We start from the raw sequence: 20016 nt of genomic DNA on the forward strand, positions 1-20016 counted from the left end.
CGGTCACCCTCTCAGGCCGGCTACCCATCGTCGCCATGGTAGGCCGTTACCCCACCATCTAGCTAATGGGACGCGGACCCATCCATTAGCGGGTTTCCCCTTTCCTCCTCACCCCATGCGGGGTAAGGAGCGTATCCGGTATTAGCGCCAGTTTCCCAGCGTTATCCCGGTCTAATGGGCAGGTTATCCACGCGTTACTCACCCGTCCGCCGCTATCCACCGCCCATCCGGTATAAACCAGACAAAACGGTGGACCGCTCGACTTGCATGTGTTAGGCACGCCGCCAGCGTTCGTCCTGAGCCAGGATCAAACTCTCCATCTAATCCTTTGTCCCAGAATCACTCCCGCACACGCTCTTCCTCACCAGATGCACAGCCTTGCCCGCTGCACATCCGCCTACCTCCCTGTTCAGTTTTCAAGGACCAACACTTTTGTATTTTACTCGCCTCTCCGACTTCTGTCAACACTTTTTTCATGCCGGGAGGCAAGCTTGTTAAAAATATGTTAACATTGGTTTTCCAATTTCGTCAAGTGGTTTTCCCTTTGAGTTTTTCACGCTTTTCAGCGCGACGCTTTTTAATAGTATCACAAGAGATTTTTAAAGATCAACCTGTAATTTCTGCCAGCAATACCGGCAGCGCCAGGCGCGCCGGGCCGGGCATAATAAAGACAGGCTCCTTGCGTTTTTGCCGCCAGCATTTTTCCCCGTATCTTCTCCAGAAAGGTTGCTTTTTATGCGTTTACGGATTATTACCGGAGCCAACGCCCTGTCCGCTCAACAACCCCCCGGAAATATTGACAAAGGTGCCCGGCACCTGGCCCACGATAATGCTTTCCACCAGTGGTACCTGGCTGGCCACCTGTGCAGTAGCGCTGCGGGGGGGCACTACAATACGCACTTCGGCATTAAAATCCAGGTATATACGGTGCCGCGTCTGGTTGATACCCGCCTGTTCAAAGCGGTCATCCACCTTAACCCGCACGCTGCCCACCGGCACAATGTTAACAGGAATGCGGGGACCGTAGCCGGCCAGCAGCTGGGTACCGGTAACCTGCCCCAGGGGTATACGCAGGGATTCCCGGGATAGCTGCTGCAGGGCAGATTGAATCATTAGTGTAACGTCGGCAGCAAACTGGTTGATTTTTATGGTATTGGCCTGCATTAATACTATATGCCCCTGGGCATCCTTGTGCACCTGCACGAAATCCTGGTACTGCAGGTTGCTGTTGTAAACCCTTTGCTGTACCGCCCGGTTTATGGCTTCGGTGGCCATTTGAACGGCCCGGGTTTCGGCTATTTTAAAGATGGTGGGCTGTAAAACCCGGTCAATCCAAACCACTAGGCCCAGAAGCAGGAAAAAAATCAGGGTTAGAAAAATAAAGGCCCGGTAATTCCTGCGCCTTCTATACAAGCAAATCACCTCTTCGGCGAGGGGAGAGCATCTCCCGGCCGGGAAAGTATAAGCGGTAACCATTGTCCCTGCAAATATTATATGTAAGCCGGCCTGGACACCCCGCCAAAAAAATCAAGCCGGCACCGGGCCGGTTTCAGCTTGCAGACAAAGTATTTCCGGGATGTGCCCTGGTTTTAGTCGTCGCTCCCGGTCGTATCGCTGGCCGGGCCAAAAGGCCCCGGCTCCGGTCTTCGGCGGGTACCGGCCACATTCACACCTCCTGTGTTCAGGTGGCCTCCGCGGACATCCTGTCCGCGGCCCCGCCTCATCCCGTCGCCCGGGCCTGGCCCGGCAGCGCTCACTCCAGGTCGCTCCTCCTTTAAAACCAGGGCACATAAAGATAATCAGAAGCCGGCACCGGGCCGGCTTAATTTCTACCGCTTATCAGCAAATAATCCTTAAGAATTTCCGCTTGCCGGCCCGGATGATCATCCCGCCGGCCGGAACAAGCTTAAAGTTGGGGTCGTCAACCCTTTCCCCGTTAACCCTGACTCCTCCCTGCTGGATCAACCGCCTGCCCTCGCTGGTACTGGAAACCAGGCCGGCCTGCTGGAGCAGCCGGGGCAGCCAGATGCTGCCGTCTTCCAGCATGTCCGGCGTTATACGAAATTCAGGAATTTCATCGGGCAGTTCACGCTGCTGGAAGACGCGCTTGAATTCTTCTTCGGCCTTTAAAGCCGCTTCTTCCCCGTGGTAAAAGGATACTATTTCCCGGGCCAGCCGCATCTTGACGTCCCGCGGATGCAGGCTGCCGTCTGCCAGGCCGGCCTCGATACGGCGTACCTCTTCCAGGGGTACCGGTGTAACCAGTTCAAAATAACGCACCATCAGCTCATCGGGCAGGGACATGGTTTTCCCGTACATCTCCCGGGGCGACTCGTCAATGCCGATGTAATTTCCCAGGCTCTTGCTCATCTTGTGAACCCCGTCCAGGCCCTCCAGAATGGGCATCATAATGGCCACCTGGGGCTCCTGGCCGTACTCCCTCTGCAGCGTCCTGCCCATGAGCAGGTTGAACTTCTGGTCCGTACCCCCGAGTTCAATATCCGCCTTTAAAGCAACCGAGTCGTAACCCTGCATAAGGGGGTAGAAAAACTCGTGAATGCTGATGGGCAGGCCTTCCCGGAACCGGCGGGCAAAATCCTCCCGTTCCAGCATGCGGGCAACCGTATACTTGGCCGCCAGCTCGATAACCTGGGCAAAGGTCAGGGAGGCCAGCCACTGGCTGTTGAAAACCAGCCTGGTCTTTCCGGGATCTAAAATTTTAAAAATCTGCTTTTCGTAAGTACGGGCATTGGCCAGCACTTCTTCCTCGCTCAGCTGCTTGCGGGTCTCCGTCTTTCCCGTGGGATCGCCTATGCGGGCTGTATAATCGCCCAGAATGATAATCGTCTCATGCCCCAGTTCCTGGAACTGCCGCATTTTCTGCAGTACCACGGTATGCCCGAGATGAATATCGGGAGCCGTCGGGTCCAGGCCCAGCTTTACCCTCAAGGGACGGCCCGTAGAAAGAGACCGCCTGAGCTTTTGCTCCAGCTCTTCCTCAGAAATAATCTCCGCCGCACCCCGCCTGATGATCTCCAGCTGTTTTTCCACACCGAGCATTTTTCTTCTCCCTTCTCCTACCCATTCCACGTCCCTTCATTATATCAAAACGTGGAACTGCCTGACAAGGTAACCATGCAGGACCGCCCGCTCCGCAGGCAAACCGGCGCCTGGCCCGGACACGGGCGGGATCCCGGCGTACCTGGAAATCCATGGCCGCCAAACGGCCCGCTCAGTATCAAGGGCCTGAATAGGTATTCCCCCGGGCAGGGGGAAAGGATCAAACTTTTGTGCCAGTTATGATATAATGCTGGTATGAAAATCTACAGGAGGCATGTACATTGGCCAGAAAGAAAAGGAGAAGGCTAAATATCTTTCGCCTGTTCTTATCTTTAGTCCTGCTGCTGGTAATTGCCGGCGGTGTAACAGCATTGGGACTGGTTGTCATAAGCATCAAAGACCTGCCCGCCTGGAGTGAAGAAAAGCTTCTTTCCGGCGCATCCACCTCCATCTATGACCAGAACGGGGAGTTGGTCGCCAGGGTGGGCGAGGAAAACCGCGTGCCGGTGGACTTAAAAGAAATACCCGAACATGTCCGGGAAGCTTTCCTGGCCATCGAGGACGTGCGGTTTTACCAGCACCACGGCGTGGACCTGCGGGGAATTATCCGGGCGGCCTGGACGGATATAACCGGCGGCCGCATCCAGGAAGGCGGGAGCACCATTACCCAGCAACTGGTCAAGCTGTCCTTCCTGACCCCGGAGCGGACCATCAAAAGGAAAATCCAGGAGGTAATCCTGGCCATCATCACGGAAAGGCGCTATACCAAGGACGAAATCCTGGAAATGTATTTAAACAAGGTTTACTTCGGAGCGGGAGCCTACGGCATTCAATCTGCCGCCGAGACTTATTTTGACAAGCCGGCCAGGGACCTTACCCTTTCCGAAGGCGCTCTCCTGGCAGGATTGATCCAGGCACCAAGTGCTTACGATCCTTTCGTCAACCCGGAAGCGGCAAAAAAGCGGCGCGATCTGGTACTGGACAATATGGTGAAGTACAACTTCATTACTGCTGAAGAGGCGGCACAGGCCAGGGCCATCCCGCTGGAAGAGATGCTCAAACCGGGAGGCAAGCAGCAGTATCCCTACCCCTTTTTTATCGATTACGTGACCGAGCAGCTGGTGAACAGGTACGGGACGGAGCAGGTCTTTAAAGGAGGGCTGCACGTATTCACCACCCTGGACCCGGCAATCCAGGAAGCCGCGGAAAAGGCCATGTCCGACCCGCGGAACTACCCGGCCTCGGTCAGGGACAGCCAGGGTGTTCTCCAGCCCGAGGGAGCAGCGGTGGTCATAGACCCCCATACCGGGTACATCAAGGCCATTGTGGGCGGCCGGGAGCACACCCACCGGCTGCAATGGAACCGGGCCACCATGCCCCCGGGAAGGCAACCCGGCTCAACTTTCAAGCCAATCATAGCTTACGGTCCGGCCGTTGAATACAAAGGGATGGCCCCGGCCTCGGTAATCGATGATATTCCGGTAAAGTACGGCAATTACTCCCCCCGGAACTACGACGGGCGCTACCGGGGGCTGGTCACCATGCGCACCGCCATTGCCAGTTCCATCAACGTGGTGGCCGTAAGGGTACTTATGGAGCACGTGGGAATTGCCAGCGCCATCAAGTTTGCCCGGGGGCTGGGTATCAACCTGGACCCCGCAACCCACGGCCCGAGTATGGCCCTGGGAGGGCTGCACGAAGGCGTCACCCCCCTGCAGATGGCTGCTGCCTACAGTGCCTTCGCCAACCAGGGTATTTACCTGGAACCCACAGCCATCACCCGGGTGGAGGATGCCAGCGGCAATGTCCTCTATGAATACCAGCCCAAACCGGTCCGGGCCATGAAGGCCACCACCGCCTACCTGATCACGGACATGCTGAAAACGGTGATCGAAAGCGGCACCGGCACCAACGCCAGGATAGGCCGGCCGGCGGCGGGCAAAACGGGTACTTCGGACCAGGGCAAGGATCTGTGGTTTGCCGGGTATACACCGGAACTGGTGGGAGTGGTGTGGATCGGTTACGATAAGCCCAGGGCCATGCCCCAGGAATTTGGCGGGCGCTACCCGGCCCTCATCTGGCGCCAGATCATGTCCGAGGCGCTCAAGGACGTACCGGTGCACCAGTTCCCCAGGCCGGAGGGAATTGTCACCGCCACTGTGGATGGAAAATCGGGGCTGTTGCCGGGTCCCAACACCCCGCCTTCCGATCTGGTAACCGACATTTTTGCCCGGGGAACCGTTCCCACCAGGGTTGATAACACCCATGTGCTGGTGGAAGTATGTGCCACCACCGGCCTGCTTCCCAGCCAGTACTGCCCGGAACGGATCACCAGGGTGATGATTAAACTGCCCTACAGCGTGCCCAGCTATGTCCAGGATTACGCCCAGCGCGTGCCCACGGCAACCTGCACGCTGCACACGGCCCCGCAAGAAGCAACACCGCCGGAAAACCAGGACCAGCCGGCCCAGCCCGGCGAACAACCCGGGGAAATAATCCCGCCTCCGGAGCAGCAGGAGCAGCCGGGCAGCAACCAGGGGCCGGTGGGGCTGCTGCGGGAACAAATTAACGGTCCCGGCTGGTTGTCAGGCCCAAGAAATCCCCGGGCACGGGAATAAGTTAAGGCAGGGGGCTGCTACGGCAGCCCCCTGCCCTTTCAAGCCAGGTCCACGACGGTAACGCCCGTACCACCTTCGCCGTGTTCGCCCAGGCGGAAGGACTTCACGCGCCGGTCTGTTTTCAACCGCTGCTGGATGGCCGCCCGCAGGGCCCCGGTTCCCTTGCCGTGCACCAGGAAAACCCGGGACAAACCGGCCAGGGTGGCATCATCCAGGTATTTTTCCACTTCCTGCAGCGCTTCCTCGGCCCGCAGGCCCCGCAGGTCGAGCCGGGTGGAAATGGAGCGTACTTTATCCTCCATCAGCGCAGATACCCTTACCTCTCCCCGGGAACTTTCCTCCCCCGCAGGCAGGCGCAGTTCCCCCAGCGGAACATTGATTTTAATCATGCCTACCTGGACCTGTACTTCTCCATCCTCCGGCGGGGCCACCACAGTACCCGTCTGGTTGAATCGGGGCAGGAAGACCGTCTGGCCCACGCTTACCGTTTTGGGAACCGCCCCCGCTCCTGGAGGAGCAGAAGCGGCAGGCTCCGGCTGCAGGCGCTCCTGCATTCCCGCCAGCTTCTCCCTGGCCTCGCGAATGGCCTCTTCCCGCACCCTGGCCGCTTCATCGGCCAGGCGTGCCCGCAGTTCCCTTATGGCCTCCTCCGCCTCCTGCCGGGCCCTTTTTACAAGCAGCCTGGCTTCTTCCCGCGCCCGGGACAGGAGGTTCTCCCGCCGGGCAGCCAGTTCCTCCTTCAAAGCCCGGTAACGGGCTCTCAGCTCTTCGGCTTCCTCCCTGACCCGCCTGGCTTCTTCCAGCTCCCGCTCAGCCTGCTGGCGGGCCCGCTCCAGCTGCTGCATGAGGTCGGCCACCTGCACCTGTTCCACGGTCATAAAGCTCCTGGCCCGCTCAACCACATCCGGAGCCAGGCCCAGCCTGCGGGCAATCTCAAAGGCATTGCTCGCGCCGGGTTTGCCAATCAGCAGCCGGTAGGTGGGCTTCAGGGTAACGGCGTCAAATTCCACGCTGGCGTTTTCCACCCGCTCCCGGGTAAAGGCAAAGTTCTTCAACTGGCTGTAGTGCGTTGTGGCCACGGTCCTGGCGCCCATTTCATGCAACCTCTCCAGGATGGCCTGCGCCAGGGCCGCCCCTTCATCCGGGTCGGTGCCGGCTCCCAGTTCATCCAGGAGCACCAGGCTGCCCGGCCCGGCCTGGTTTAAAATGCCCACAATATTGGTAAGGTGAGAGGAAAAAGTGCTCAGCGATTGTTCAATGCTCTGTTCATCCCCGATATCGGCAAAGATGGCGTTAAAAACACCCAGTTCACTACCTACGGCCACAGGGATGTGCAGGCCCGACTGGGCCATCAGGGCTAAAAGGCCGATGGTCTTTAAAGTTACGGTTTTCCCACCGGTATTGGGCCCGGTGATAACCAGGGTGTCAAACTGGTAACCCAGGTGAACCGAGATGGGGACTACCTCACCGGTAAGCAACGGGTGCCGGGCCTGGCGCAGGTTCAGCCTGGGAGCCGGGAGCAGCCGGGGTTCCACAGCGTCCAGGTGCTCGCTGTAACGGGCCCTGGCCAGGATAAAATCCAGTTGTCCCAGGGCCTCCAGGGACTGAGCCAGTTCCTCACCCCTTGCCGCGACAGCCCGGGAAAGTTCCCCCAGAATCCTCTCGATTTCCTGTTTTTCCATCACCTGAAGGCGGCGCACCTCATTATTGCTTTCCACCACGGCCATGGGTTCAATAAAAAGGGTGGCGCCGCTGGCCGACTGGTCGTGGATTATGCCCGGAACCTGGGACCGGTATTCCTGTTTCACAGGCACCACGTAGCGCCCTTCCCGGATGGTCACTATCGGGTCCTGGAGATACTTCTGGTAGGCAGGAGAACGGATAATATTTTCCAGCAACTCCCTGACCTGCTGCTGGGCGCGCAGGAGCCGGCGCCGGATGCTGGAAAGTGCCGGGGAAGCGTCGTCGGCAATCTCACCCCCGGGCAGGATGGCTTTTTTAATTTTCCTTTCCAGCTCGTTGAAATTACCAATCTTGAAGGCTATTTCTTCCAGCAGGGGATAGCGCCCCGCACGCCCGGCAAAAAACTTTCTGATCCTCTGCAGGGCTCCCAGGGTCTGACCCGTTTCAAAGAGCTCCTGCGACTCCAGCACGGCCCCCTGGACGGCCCTCTGCAGCTGGCGGCGAATATCGTGCCACCCGCCAAAATCAGCACCGGGCTCCAGGCGCAGGAGTTCCCTGGCCTGGGTGGTCTCGGCCTGCCAGGTTTGAATGGCCTGCCGGTCGGTAACCGGGCGCAGGGAAAGTACCCTTTCCCGGCCCAGGGAAGAAATGGTGTACCGGGCCAGGTGTTCCAGCACTTTATCGTATTCCAGGCGTTTTAATGTGCGCTCATCCATAGTTGATCCCCTATTATCATAGCACTTCCGCCGGTTAATTGCACCCGGGAAATTTTAAAGGGTGCGGCGCTGTCCCCGCTCACTCCAGTGCTCCGCGCCGACAGTTTAAAAAGGGGGGTTATTCCACCCCCCGGTAGTAATGGCCCCTGGTGAGGCCGGCGGGACTGTACTGCTGCAGGCGTTCCCGCAGGCGGGAAAGTTCACCGCCATCCCCGGCCGGATTCAGGGAGAGGGTCCGGCGGTACGCCCTTACGGTAGCCCGGGCATATTCCGCCCCCCGTCCCCGGGCATCAATGCGCAGCGAGGCCACCCCGATTTCAGCAAGCCTGTGCACCTCATCCACCAGGCAGAGATCCCGGGAATTAAACAGGTGCATGCGGCAAAACTGGTCCATCTCCAGCGGGAAAACAGCCCCCACCCGGTCCTTGAGGGCACAGCGCCTGCCCCGACAGGGACCGGCACAGTTACGGCCGGGCGCCAGCCCGCCCAGCAGGCTGCCCGGGGCGCAGTAGCGGGAAATCATCAATTCCACTGCCCCCTGAACCAGGACCTCCGCGGCAAACCGGCCCCTCTTCACCAGGCCGGCCACCTGCCCCAGGGTCAATTCCGGGGAAAGGGCCAGTTGCACGGCACCCTGTTCCAGAAGCCAGGCGGCAGTGCGGAGGTTAAAGACATTAAAAGCCAGGTCGGTATAAAGGGGCAGGCCGGTACGCCTTACCGGTTCAAGTAATCCCAGGTTTCCCACCAGGACACCCTGCACCGGAAGCCCCGAGGCCAGTTCCAGCCGCCGCAGTACAGCGGTCATTTCCGGGTCATGGATTATACGGGGGGTGGAGAGAACGAAGGAAACCCCGTGCTCCCGGCATATTTCCACTCCCCGGCGGATTTCTTCCTCTCCCACGGGGGGGCCGGAGCGGAAACTTTCCCCTCCGAAATAGACCCGGTCCACCCCGGCGCCAACGGCTGCTTCCAGGGATTCCAGGTCGGTAACCGCTATGGATATTAAGGGTTCCCTGCCGGGTGACCACTCCGGGGGCAGGTCCCGGCCCGTAAGCTGCAGCCGGGCTTGCGCCAGCCTCCGGGCAAAGGTGTCATCCGGCAGAGGGGGAGCCGGCCGGGCCGCTTCGCTCCTGGCCGCCTCCAGTTCTTCAATGGCCCGGCGGCGGGCCTCGTTAATTTCCCCCACGGGTACAATTACATTCTCGTCCAGCTCGAAGTGCACGTCCTTTAAAACAAAAGGGGTATTCCCCAGGCGGTCAAGCTGACCCTTTAAAAAATCCGGAGTCAGGGGTCTTTTAACTGCCGGTACTGCGGGGGTATGCCCGGCACCCCACCCGCTGCAGCCGGTATCATCCTCCACCCGCACCTGCACCGGCTCCCCCTGCCGCACCCGGACATAAAAGGTTACCGGAAACTTGCGTACCTCCCGGGGTGAAGCAAAGGTGGCCCGGGCCCGCTCCACCAGGGCGGCATCATGGGTCTTAAAGAGGCGGTCCTGGGGCCGCACTTCGCGGGGCAGGGGAACTTCCACCACTGCACCGGCGGGAGCCTCTTCCACTTCCCGCCCCTTTTCCCGGATGGAGTGCACTTCCACACCCACCCGGCCACCCCGGCTCACCCAGACCTCCACCCCGTCCCCCACCCGTAGAGGCTCTTCCAGAGCCACTTCCGCCCGCCCGGTGCGGGAGTGGTAGCGCACCACCCGGCCCAGGAACAGCCCCCGGTTGTTGGGCCGCTTGTAACTCATCAGCTCGTAGCCCGGCCGTCCGTAATAATAACCGGTGGTGAAGTCCCGGTTGAAGATCTGGGCCAGATCCCTGGCCTCTTCCGGTGTGATGTAGAAGTTCTCCTGCAGGGCCCGGTCAATGAGCGTGCGGTAAATCCGCACCACCGTGGCCACGTACTCCGGCCTTTTCATGCGCCCTTCAATTTTAAAGGAGTTTATCCCGGCCCCGATGAGGTCGGGCAGGTGCCCGGAAAGGTTGAGATCCCGCGGGCTGAGCAGGTATTCCCCAACTTCCCGGGGGTCCACCAGGGGACGCCCCTTTTCATCCACCAGGGTATAGCGCAGGCGGCAGGGCTGGGCACAGCGTCCCCGGTTGCCGCTGCGCCCGCCGATCATGCTGGATAAAAGACACTGGCCGGAGTAACAGATACACAGGGCACCGTGGATGAAAACCTCCAGTTCGGCCCCGGTTTTTTCTTTTATCTCCCTGATTTCCTCCAGGCTCATTTCCCGGGCCAGCACCACCCGCTGGAAGCCGAGGGACAGGAGTTTTTCCACCCCTCCCCGGTTATGCACGGTCATCTGGGTGCTGGCATGCAGGGGCAACTCGGGAAGCACCTGCCGGGCCATGGCTGCCAGGCCGAGATCCTGTACAATCACGCCGTCGGCCCCGGCCTGTTGGAGAAAATGGAGGAAGCGGACCGCTTCCTCCAGCTCCTCATCGGACAGGAGGATATTGACGGTAACGTAGACCTTTACACCCCGGATGTGAGCGTAATCTACAGCCCGTTGCAGTTCCTCGTGATCAAAATTGGCCGCACCCTGCCGGGCATTAAAAAGTTTGCCGCCCAGGTAAACGGCGTCGGCACCGTTTTGTACCGCTGCCACCAGTGCCTCCCAATCCCCGGCCGGGGCCAGCAGTTCGGGTTTAGCGGACCGGGTCAAAGGCTGCTCCCTCCAAATGTTAAGACCTGCGGCTGAATCTTAAGAGCCCCGCGCAGGGGATGATTTCCACACCCCTGGCCTCCAGTTCGTCCAGGAACAGGTTCATGCCCAGGGAATCGCTGGCCATGTGGCCGGCAATGATCACGTTGATGTGGTTTTTTTCCGCCTCTTTGCGGTGTTTTTCACCCATATGCATGACCAGAAGCGTACCCACACCCGCCTGGGCCAGCCTGGCGTAGGCATCCTCCGAGCCGCTGGTGCCCCCGGTCATGTCCACCATGATCTTGCCGGCACGGCGTTCCCTGGCTCCCACCACAATGGTCGGGCCGGCCTTATATTTGACGGCTTCCCTGTATTCGGGCTGCTCTTTGAGCAGCTTGAGGATATCGCCCAGCGTTTCCGGCTGCTTTTCGTCCATGAGCTTTTGTAAAAAGGCAGTCACCATGTTGTCGGCGGCCGTATGTACGCACATGAAAGCCAGCCCCAGGATCCGGGCGGCATCCACAGCCCGGTTGTGGTTCAGGGGCAGGATGCCCCGCCTGACCTCGGCAATGCGGGAGGACATGATTCCCTCGGCGACATTTATGGGCACGCCGAAGCGGGCCAGTATATCTTCCTGCAGGTGCATTACCTGGTGGAGGGAAGCCATGGCCTTACCTTCCGGGTGGTGGGACAGGATCAGGTCCACCGGGCGGCCCTTCTCCCCCAGCCTGTCGGCCAGGAGCACTTCCCCCACTTCCATGTCGATGCCCACCAGCACCCGGCGCACTTCCCTCTCCGGGTCGCCCACCAGGATACGGGTGTCATCATAGGGGTTGACCAGGCACTCCAGGTCGTATTCCTCTTTTTCTTCCTCCTTCATCTTCTCGTACTTTTCTTTTTCCCGGGCCAGGTACTTCTGCACAGCCTCCAGGCCGCGGGGATCGTTTTCCATGCCTTTGGCAATGGCCAGTTCGTAAATTTCCCGGAGTTTCATTTATTAATCCTCCTGTTCTTGAAAAAATCAAGGGAACGGTATCCCTGTTTCTGACCGAATACCCGCTGAACGGTTTTTTGGTTTTTCTTTTTGTTATACTCCCTTTCCCGTGAAAGGTTATTCCAGCTGGAGCCGGGCAGGACAGAATTAAATTTCGCCCTGCCCGGCGGGATTTCCTCCGATAAAAAACTGTTTTTACCGGTCACGCAGGATGTACCCATTCCTACACCTGATATATATTCCGGCGGAAGCAACGACCACGGGCACGTACTTCCTAAAAGAATTGAGGGGGATTATAGCTCCCCCCCGCACTTTCCTGTTTTTTCTCAAGACCAGGCCTCTTTTTACTTTTGGTCCCACCACTTGCGAGGCTTGGCAGGTGGAACCATGTAGGTAAGCCGGCTGTGTTTAACCCCCATAGCAATGTAATTTTCCACCATCTTCATGGCTGCAAAGGCAGGATCGATAACCGGCACGTCATATCCCGCCCCTTTCAGCCTGTCATGAAGATTTTTCGCCATCCCCATCATTCCCGTACACCCCAGGATGAGTACATGGGCTTTGTCTTTTATAATTTTGCACTTTATTTAAAATGTCTGGTACCGCCAGGGCTTCATCGTATTCGCTTTCGATGGATGCCGGCCCGTAATCGAGGTGCTGAACATCTAATTCCACCCCCGGTCCGGCGTAACTCCGAAACTCACGGCGGATTTCTTCATCAAATACGTCGGATGTGATGGGCATTATTACCTTAATTCTCATTTAATTCTTTCCTCCTTTTTGATATTTTATACTGACTATACTTGCCTCAGATCGCCCGCCGCCTTAACCCTTATGCGCGTCGCGTTGCCGGGAAGGTATGCCAGTGGCACATCCTCCACCTCCACAACCTGCACTGTGGAGGGTTCGGCCCCGGCCTTTACCGCTTCTTCACAGGCCATGGCCCTGGCTTGTTTTAGAGCCTCTTCGCGGCTTATTTCACTGAGGGCAAATATCCGCTCCACCTGACCGCTTACCTGGGCAATGGCAGCTCCCAGGGCATTGGCCACATCGTAGTGAGCCGGACGAATTATCTTTGATACTCCCTCTATCTCATCTGTAACAAGGATGCTCCCACCCCCAACAAGTATAAGGGGTAAGGGTTCGGCTGAAAGTTTCATTTTATCAATTGCCTCATTAACAAGCTGCATCATTTTATGCAGGCAACGCCGGGCAAATTTTTCCTCTATATGGCTTACCAGCGAAGGATCGCCAATCTCCGCCAGGCCCAATCTTACGGCAATGTCGGTAGCAGTCAGGACGTTACCACCAAAAACAAGGGCTTCCTCCGTTAACCGGTAACCCACGCTTTCGGGGCCGATCCGGATATCCCCATTTACTTCCTGTATAATCGTTCCTCCGCCCAGCCCAATGGAAATCAAATCAGGCATGCGGAAGTTGGTGCGCACCCCTCCAATTTCTACGGCCACTGAGGATTCCCTGGGGAAGCCGTTAACAATTATCCCAATATCACTGGTGGTGCCTCCTACGTCCAAAACAATGGCATTTTGCTGCCCGCTTAAAAAGGAGGCCCCACGGATGCTGTTGGTTGGCCCGCAGGCAATGGTAAGAATAGGATAACGGATGGCGTAGTCAATGGACATAAGCGTACCGTCGTTTTGACACAGGTAAACCCGGGCGTTTTTAACCCCTTCCTGCTCCAGAGCGGTCTTAAAACCGAGGGCTGTGGTCCGGGCCACTTCTGCCAGCGCCGCATTTAGAATGGTGGCGTTTTCTCTTTCAAGAAGCCCAATGGAACCAATTTCATGGGATAAGGAAATGGGGATGTTGCCCAGTTCGTTCTCTATTATCCCGGCCGCCCGTTTTTCGTGGTCGGCAGATATGGGAGAAAAGACCGAGATTATGGCTACTGCATCAACCTTGCTTTTGAAGGCCCGGGCTGCAGAGCTTACCTCCTCAGGGTCAAAGGCCGCAATCTCGCGGCCGTCAAACTCATGGCCCCCGCTTACCAGGTAATACTCTTCACCAATTGCCTTTACCAGGTCAGGCGGCCATGCAGCCATGGGAGCTATAGCCCCGGTAGCCGGTTTCCCAATGCGCAGTATGCCCACGCGGCATAGTCGCTTGCGCTCGACTATCGCATTGGTACAATGGGTTGTTCCCAGCATGGCGTAAGCAATTTCATCTTTGTTGATGCCTGCCTCGCTTAAAACTCTGCTCAATGCCGTATAAATTCCCGTAGTTACATCTTTGGTAGTGGGGGTTTTAACCCTGGCTATGAGGTTAAGCTTCTCATCAATAATTACTGCATCCGTGTTGGTACCACCTACGTCTATGCCGAGCCGGTAACTCACTGTTTTTCTCCTCCTTGCGCCAGCACTTCCACCGGTACATAATCGAGATCATAACCGAAATAGCGGGGCCCTACTGTTTCCAGACCTTCAGGTGTACGCCATTTTTCGTCGCAAGGTATGCCCAGCACAAGAACACGGTTGCCATACCTCAGCCCTTCCGTAGTAATGGGTATGGCCGTTTCCAGATTGACAATGCATATCAGGTCGGGCACGGTGGCCACTACCCTTTCTCCCCTTATGGCAACGAGGTTTTCATTCTGAAACTTGACCTGTAACACTTCGCCTTTGTATTCCTCTATTCCCTCGATTTTAGCTTCGCCCCGGGCAAAGCCACCTTCCGTCCGCCGCAAAACATCAACTACTTTACCTTTGAACAGCTCAAAACCACCGGTTGCTTTGAGAAGGGCTTCAGCCGGGTTTTCCCCGCGCTGGCGGGCTTCACGAATCACCTTACCTATTTTCGCGGAATAAGATACAATATTTTTTATGCCGGCCTTTTTAAGTACCTTTCCCGTCATGGGGTAAATGCTTAACATAACCGAACCGCCCATGACCACGGTGGCGTTCCTGGCCAGGCTTTCGGTCCAGAAGTTGTTAATAGTTTCCAGAATGATGGTATTTCCCTTCTCGTCGGCAATAACCATGGGAGTGGCTGATACCCCGTAGAGGTGGAAAGTAACCATCTGCAGTTCGGGGAAGGCACGTCCCATACCATCGCAATCTACAAGAGGTATACCCAAACGTGCGGCAACGGCAATAGGGATCATGGAATTTACCCCGCCTGCTTCAATGGGCAGGGTGGCAAAAATATCTTTGCCCAGGTAGTTTTTAAGCCCATTAAAGGCCCGAAAAACTTCCTCACCGTTTGGTACTTTTTCGATCAGGACGGTAGGAGCTCCCATCATGGCCGTTGGCACTACCACCGCCTCGTCCGGCACCTCATCGGGGCTTATAAGGGTGACCGGGCCGTATTCCTTTACGGCCTGGAGAGCCATAAGTTTTCCCACGTAGGGGTCGCCGCCCCCACCGGTACCAAGGAGGGCGGCACCTATGGCAATGTCTTCAATGGTCTGCGCGTCAATCCTGGTCATTTTAATTCCTCCTTACGCTTTCAAGTCTGTGAAACGAATGGTTTCCCGGCCGCTAAGTGCAGCACATAATTTCATTCCTGCCCAGTAAACTATTCCAGCAGCGATCAGGGAATTCAGGGCTGGAATACCGCCCTTGATAAAATAACCTACCAGGAAGCCTGCCAGCCAGGCCAATAAGGCCAGAGGATTCAAACGTTCGGAAACTGCCGGTAAACTGTTTTGCAGGCGGCTTTCTTCCAGTTCCTTTCTGAACCGTTTGAGTATAAAGTAGTCAACCACTATAATACCTGCAACAGGAGGTACAGCTACTCCCAGCATGACCAGAAAGCTAATAAACTTATCAAGAATACCCAAAATTGAAAGTATAGTTCCCAATACCCCAATAATAAGGGTAATTACGCCGCGATTGGCTTTATATCCAAAAGCCGCAAGATTTCTGGACGCCGTAGTATTGGAGCAAGAATTGTACCAGCATTTTTAGCACCGGAAAATGATGTGGATAACGGATTCCGGGCGGCAAGCCAGGGTTGAGACAGGAAATTTAGAGGTTAGAAATGCGAAATATAACGCTATTGGCAGGGTTATTTTTTCATTTATATCTTATATTTTCTCTTGTTTTTTCATTTTTTCGTAGTTAGAATAAATGATAAGTAATAATCAAAATGTGAAAGCGGAAAGTATGGTGTTGAGCGTTGAAAGGTAAATTTAAAGTAGATTCTTTTCTTCATAACCTTGCCTCGTTATTCAATTGCCAGGTGGTCTGGTGGGATGCTGAACAAATTCGCGGAATTTTTACACCTCTAAAAGTACCGGCTCCTTCATTAGACCACCTCAAGAGATTTCTCTCTTTTTCTCATCCTGTGGTTGTTACCAAGGATCGACACTTCTTCTGCACTGATTGTCCTGATGAACGGTTTTGCTCCTGGCATTATGAATTTTTTGTTCCCCTTGGACTTTGGGGTGAGGCAATGGGTGTTGGGTGGCAGTTTGGGGAACCCGCGCCTTTTGCCGATAGCCCTTCCTGGCTCAAGCTTATGGTAGATATAAGCAGTCTCCTGGCTTCTATCCTGCAACAGGAAAAAAGCTGGTCCCTGGGAGAACTTTCGCGGCAAGCGGTGGAACTATGCGGTCAACTGCTGGGGGAAGGGCTTATACTTTTTGATGACCGGGGGGAGGTGATTTATCAAAACGAAATTGCTAACGAACTAAATCTCTACAGGCAGTTCAGGGAAGGGACCGACATAAATAAGCTGCTGCAGAACAGGAAAGAAACGGAGTTGCTTTTAAATAATTCTTTACCTGTACGCTTTCGCCCGTTCTATTACGGTCGCGATTACCTGGGGGGAGCGGTATTTACCCGGCGGGAAAGGCGAGAGGTTAAAACCGGTGCTTTCGAGCCCCGAGAACAGGCAGGACTGCCGAAGGTGATTTGCAAAAACCCCAAACTCGTCAAGGCTATATCTATCGCCCGGCAAGTGGCACTTACTGATTCCACCATTCTGCTGCGGGGAGAAAGCGGTACGAGGAAGGAGATGTTCGCCCGGATCATCCACGAGAACAGTCCTAGAAAAAAGGGGCCGTTTATAGCTATTAACTGTGCAGCCATTCCCGAAAACCTGTTAGAAAGTGAGCTTTTCGGTTATGAAGAGGGATCCTTCACCGGCGCGCGCCGGGGAGGCAAGCCGGGTAAGATAGAACTGGCCCACAGGGGTACACTCTTCCTGGACGAAATTGGCGACATGCCACCGGCCCTTCAGGCCAAGCTGTTAAGAGTGCTTCAGGAGAAAAAGATTGAAAGGGTAGGAGGAACGAGGCCTGTTCCCATTGATGTCCGGATTATTGCTGCCACCCATCGCAATTTAGAAGAAATGATTGCCACCGGACAGTTCCGGGAGGACCTGTTTTACCGGTTAAGCGTAATTCCCATATATATTCCCCCGCTGCGGGAAAGACCGGAAGACATTGAACTATTGCTCTACTATTATGCAAAGAAATACTGCATCCTTCTTAACAAGGAGTTTAAAACCTTTACCTACGATGCCCTGCAGCTTTTGAAGACCTACCCCTGGCCGGGGAATATCCGGGAACTGGAAAACACCGTGGAATACATTGTAACGGTAGATGATAAAGAAGAAATCGGAGTAGAAAGTTTACCCCTGCCCATCAGGAGGTTCTACCCGCCCCGATCTTCGTCTGAAAGGAAAAATATGCATACTGGCAGGGTCAGCCGCGAAGAGCTGGCCGAGCTTTTGGAACGTTTCGGGTATTCCACGGAAGGAAAGAGGGAGCTGGCCAGGTACCTGGGCATCAGCCTGGCGACCCTTTATAGGTGGCTTAAAAAATACAAGCTGTAAGGGGTGCATGGAATGCAAGCAATAGACGATAAATGGATAGAACCCCTTCTGTACGGAGGCATTTTTCTCGGCTCTGGCGGCGGAGGAAAAACCAAAGTCATGGCTCTCCTTTTGCAAGAACTGTTAGCTGATAAGGGCGCGGTCGGGCTGATTCAGGTCGAAGATCTCGAACCGGAAGGTGTGTACGCCGCTGTAGCCATAATGGGCTCCCCGGAACTGGCGGAAGAAAACCTTCCTGCCGGGCACGAAGGGGTTAGAGCCTTAGAACAGCTTAAAGGCTTAACGGGGAAAGAATTTCTGGCCCTGGTAACAGTGGAAGGTGCAGGTGTGAACATCCTGTATCCTCTCCTGGTCGCCAGGCGGACGGGGCTTCCCCTGGTGGATGCCGATGCCATGGGGCGTGCCTTTCCTGAATTGCAAATGACGACTTTCCACTTTGCCCAGCTTACGGGTACCCCCCTGGTCCTTATTGACAGCCGCGGCCGGGAACATATTTTTTCTGAAGAAGATAATTTTTTGCTGGAGCTGAACACCCGCCAGGTGGTGGGAGAAGGAGGCGGGGTCGGCTTTTTTGCCGGCTTTCCGACCACGGGCAGCGTACTCAGGAGAATACTTATTCCCAGGACCATCTCCTTTGCCGCCGAACTGGGCCAGGTTTTTATTAATCCCGGTTCTTACTCTCACCTGTTAGAACATCTTGTTGTGATTACCAAAAACTCGCTTTACGGCAGTGCAATTGAGCTTTTCATTGGGTTTGTCCAGGATATCGGTAAAATAGAAACCCTCAAGTGGCGTACCATCACCCTGAGGGGAAGCGGTCCCTATACGGACGAGGAGTTTAAAATCTTAATACAGAACGAAAACCTTATTGCTTACCGCAACAACCGGGTGGCAGCGATGGTGCCGGACCTGATCTCACTCATAGACCTGGAAACTTTAAAGCCCATAAATAATAACGACGTAAGCCCGGGGATGGAAGTAGCGGTGATTGGCATGCCCGCACCTGCCCAGCTTAAAACCAAAAAAGCCCTCAATGTAGTGGGGCCCCAATGTTTTGGCTATAAATCCGGATACGAGCCGCTGGAAAAGCTATATTTCTCCTATTACTATTAATTATCCCGCATTAATTATCCCGACCAGGCGTGGTGTTAAACAGTGAAGGGAAATCTTGTCCTGATTTTTCAAGAAAAAGAATTAAACCTGCTTTTTGGCCGGGAAGGAATTGTGCTGGCAGAAGAAAAATGTCCCGGTGCGGTCCATCCCGAAAACCTCAATAATTTCCTGTATAATAACGGAATAATTCCTGCGGGTGTTGAAAGGGTGCTTGTTGTAGCCGACCTGACGGACCTGCTCTCCAGGACAGAAAGCCCTTTAGGGTATTTCCGCCTATCTTCCACTCCTATCGAACTGCCGCCGGTAAGTGAGTTGCTAAAGAAAAAAAATTTAAAACTCTATAGCTTTCACTTGCCTTTACCGGGCCAACCCGGATATCGCTCTCAACTGGAAAAAGCCCTGGCGGATCTGGCGGAGCTTCCGGTTAAGAGCATTGCCGTAAACTCCGCCTTTTCTCCCATCGATTCCAGCCCTGAGCAAAAACTAATAGAGGCGGCGGAAAACCTTTTTCCGGGCAGATTTTCCTTTTATCCTTCATACCATTACAATGTTTTAAACTTTCTCTTGAGGGAAAATGCGCTTTTGATCAATACCTTTCTTTTGGAAAGCGTGAAATCTTTCCGGTCCTGGTTGGAAAACTTGCTCACCTGTTCCGGCATATCAGCTCCTGTTTACTTTTTGAAAGGTGATGGTACCTTGACCAGCTGCCGCGTGGCAACTACTTTTCCCCTGTTGACCTGGCAGGCCGGTGTTTCTTCCTACCTGCTGGGGAGCAGCTGGTGGCTCGGCCAGGGTGAAATCTTTGTTGTTCTCCCCGATAAGAGGGGGGTAAGATTGAGTATTACAGAACGTTATTTGCCCAAATTAGCGACGGGCTTTACGCATTTTTATGGGGTAGAACTTGCCGGTAGCTATCCTTGCGTAATATACTTTAAAGAAAAACCGGCCCCCCATAAATGGGAAGAAACCCTCGATGCCCTGAACCCTTTCCCAGGTCCCCTTCCCCTGGTGTGCTTTGCACCGCCTGCAGAGATTCCCCGGGTATTCCGGTACCCGGTTTTGCCGCCACCCGCAGGCCCCACCTTACAGGGGGCGGGGGTGCTTGTTGCACCCTACGGGATAGAAATAGAGAAGGTTTTTTTCTTTACCCATCACCGCCGAATTCAGGTGGAAAAGCAGGAACTTTGGGATATGGCCCTCTGGCAACTAAGGGAAGATGGAGTGGAGCTTAAGGAAATAAGCTATCAATTTGAAGAAATCCCCTTAAGGTACCTGCCGCAAAATGCCTGCAGGTTAAGGCTAAAAGTTTTGGGGAGGCTTTAAGCCGCGCCCTCCAGGTTGCCGGATAGTCCGGGTTTTTCCAGGAGCAGGGAGAAACGG

General features: G+C 55.5%; 13 protein-coding genes, 1 rRNA gene and 1 pseudogene. 4 read left to right on the plus strand and 11 right to left on the minus strand.

Features of this window, described 5'->3' with window-relative positions:
- The 3 genes from BR83_RS0109645 to tyrS form a co-directional block, all read right to left on the minus strand.
- Positions 1-323: ribosomal RNA gene (locus BR83_RS0109645) — 16S ribosomal RNA — on the minus strand; the annotation flags it as partial.
- 418 nt (positions 324-741) lie between these two features.
- Positions 742-1413, minus strand: coding sequence for a sporulation protein YunB (gene yunB, locus BR83_RS0109650; RefSeq protein ID WP_027356910.1), 672 nt, complete (start codon positions 1411-1413; stop codon positions 742-744).
- Positions 1414-1839: 426 nt separating this feature from the next.
- On the minus strand, positions 1840-3060 hold the full coding sequence (gene tyrS, locus BR83_RS0109660; RefSeq protein ID WP_027356912.1) for a tyrosine--tRNA ligase: 1221 nt from the start codon (positions 3058-3060) through the stop codon (positions 1840-1842).
- 281 nt (positions 3061-3341) lie between these two features.
- Here tyrS and BR83_RS0109665 point away from each other — a divergent pair, with 281 nt between their 5' ends.
- Positions 3342-5678 (plus strand): transglycosylase domain-containing protein, encoded by a 2337-nt coding sequence (locus tag BR83_RS0109665; RefSeq protein WP_027356913.1) that lies wholly within the window; start codon positions 3342-3344, stop codon positions 5676-5678.
- A gap of 38 nt (positions 5679-5716) precedes the next feature.
- Here the strand turns inward: BR83_RS0109665 and BR83_RS0109670 are convergent, their stop codons facing one another.
- From BR83_RS0109670 to BR83_RS0109710, 8 genes and pseudogenes are all read right to left on the minus strand, one after another.
- On the minus strand, positions 5717-8077 hold the full coding sequence (locus BR83_RS0109670) for an endonuclease MutS2 (RefSeq protein ID WP_027356914.1): 2361 nt from the start codon (positions 8075-8077) through the stop codon (positions 5717-5719).
- Between the two features lie 118 nt (positions 8078-8195).
- Positions 8196-10748: a U32 family peptidase gene (locus BR83_RS0109675; RefSeq protein ID WP_027356915.1), complete on the minus strand. Its 2553-nt coding sequence runs from the start codon at positions 10746-10748 to the stop codon at positions 8196-8198.
- Positions 10749-10767: 19 nt separating this feature from the next.
- Complete coding sequence (locus BR83_RS0109680) at positions 10768-11724, minus strand: Nif3-like dinuclear metal center hexameric protein (protein ID WP_027356916.1); 957 nt, start codon at positions 11722-11724, stop codon at positions 10768-10770.
- Positions 11725-12068: 344 nt separating this feature from the next.
- On the minus strand, positions 12069-12245 hold the full coding sequence (locus tag BR83_RS17395; protein ID WP_207640188.1) for a hypothetical protein: 177 nt from the start codon (positions 12243-12245) through the stop codon (positions 12069-12071).
- Positions 12226-12486: a hypothetical protein gene (locus BR83_RS17400; RefSeq protein WP_027356918.1), complete on the minus strand. Its 261-nt coding sequence runs from the start codon at positions 12484-12486 to the stop codon at positions 12226-12228. Before BR83_RS17400 ends, BR83_RS17395 begins: the two co-directional genes overlap by 20 nt.
- 35 nt (positions 12487-12521) lie before the next feature.
- Entirely contained in the window at positions 12522-14078 is a 1557-nt protein-coding gene (locus BR83_RS0109700; protein WP_027356919.1) for a hydantoinase/oxoprolinase N-terminal domain-containing protein, read from the minus strand.
- Positions 14075-15169 carry a DUF917 domain-containing protein gene (locus BR83_RS0109705; protein ID WP_027356920.1) on the minus strand — a complete coding sequence of 365 codons (1095 nt, stop codon included), beginning with the start codon at positions 15167-15169 and terminating at the stop codon, positions 14075-14077. Before BR83_RS0109705 ends, BR83_RS0109700 begins: the two co-directional genes overlap by 4 nt.
- A gap of 12 nt (positions 15170-15181) precedes the next feature.
- A pseudogene (locus BR83_RS0109710) lies at positions 15182-15568 on the minus strand (cytosine permease); the annotation flags it as partial.
- A gap of 569 nt (positions 15569-16137) precedes the next feature.
- Between BR83_RS0109710 and BR83_RS0109715 the strand changes: the two are divergent.
- From BR83_RS0109715 to BR83_RS0109725, 3 genes are read left to right on the plus strand one after another with little or no spacing between them, the layout of a single operon-like run.
- Complete coding sequence (locus BR83_RS0109715; protein ID WP_051618100.1) at positions 16138-17523, plus strand: sigma-54 interaction domain-containing protein; 1386 nt, start codon at positions 16138-16140, stop codon at positions 17521-17523.
- A 12-nt stretch (positions 17524-17535) separates the two neighbouring features.
- Positions 17536-18636 carry a DUF917 domain-containing protein gene (locus BR83_RS0109720; RefSeq protein WP_027356923.1) on the plus strand — a complete coding sequence of 367 codons (1101 nt, stop codon included), beginning with the start codon at positions 17536-17538 and terminating at the stop codon, positions 18634-18636.
- Positions 18637-18678: 42 nt separating this feature from the next.
- A complete protein-coding gene (locus tag BR83_RS0109725; protein ID WP_027356924.1) occupies positions 18679-19959 on the plus strand; it encodes a hydantoinase/oxoprolinase family protein in 1281 nt (426 codons plus the stop codon).
- The last annotated feature ends 57 nt before the right edge of the window (positions 19960-20016 follow it).

This window comes from Desulfofundulus thermocisternus DSM 10259, assembly GCF_000686645.1.
Taxonomy (GTDB): domain Bacteria; phylum Bacillota; class Desulfotomaculia; order Desulfotomaculales; family Desulfovirgulaceae; genus Desulfofundulus; species Desulfofundulus australicus.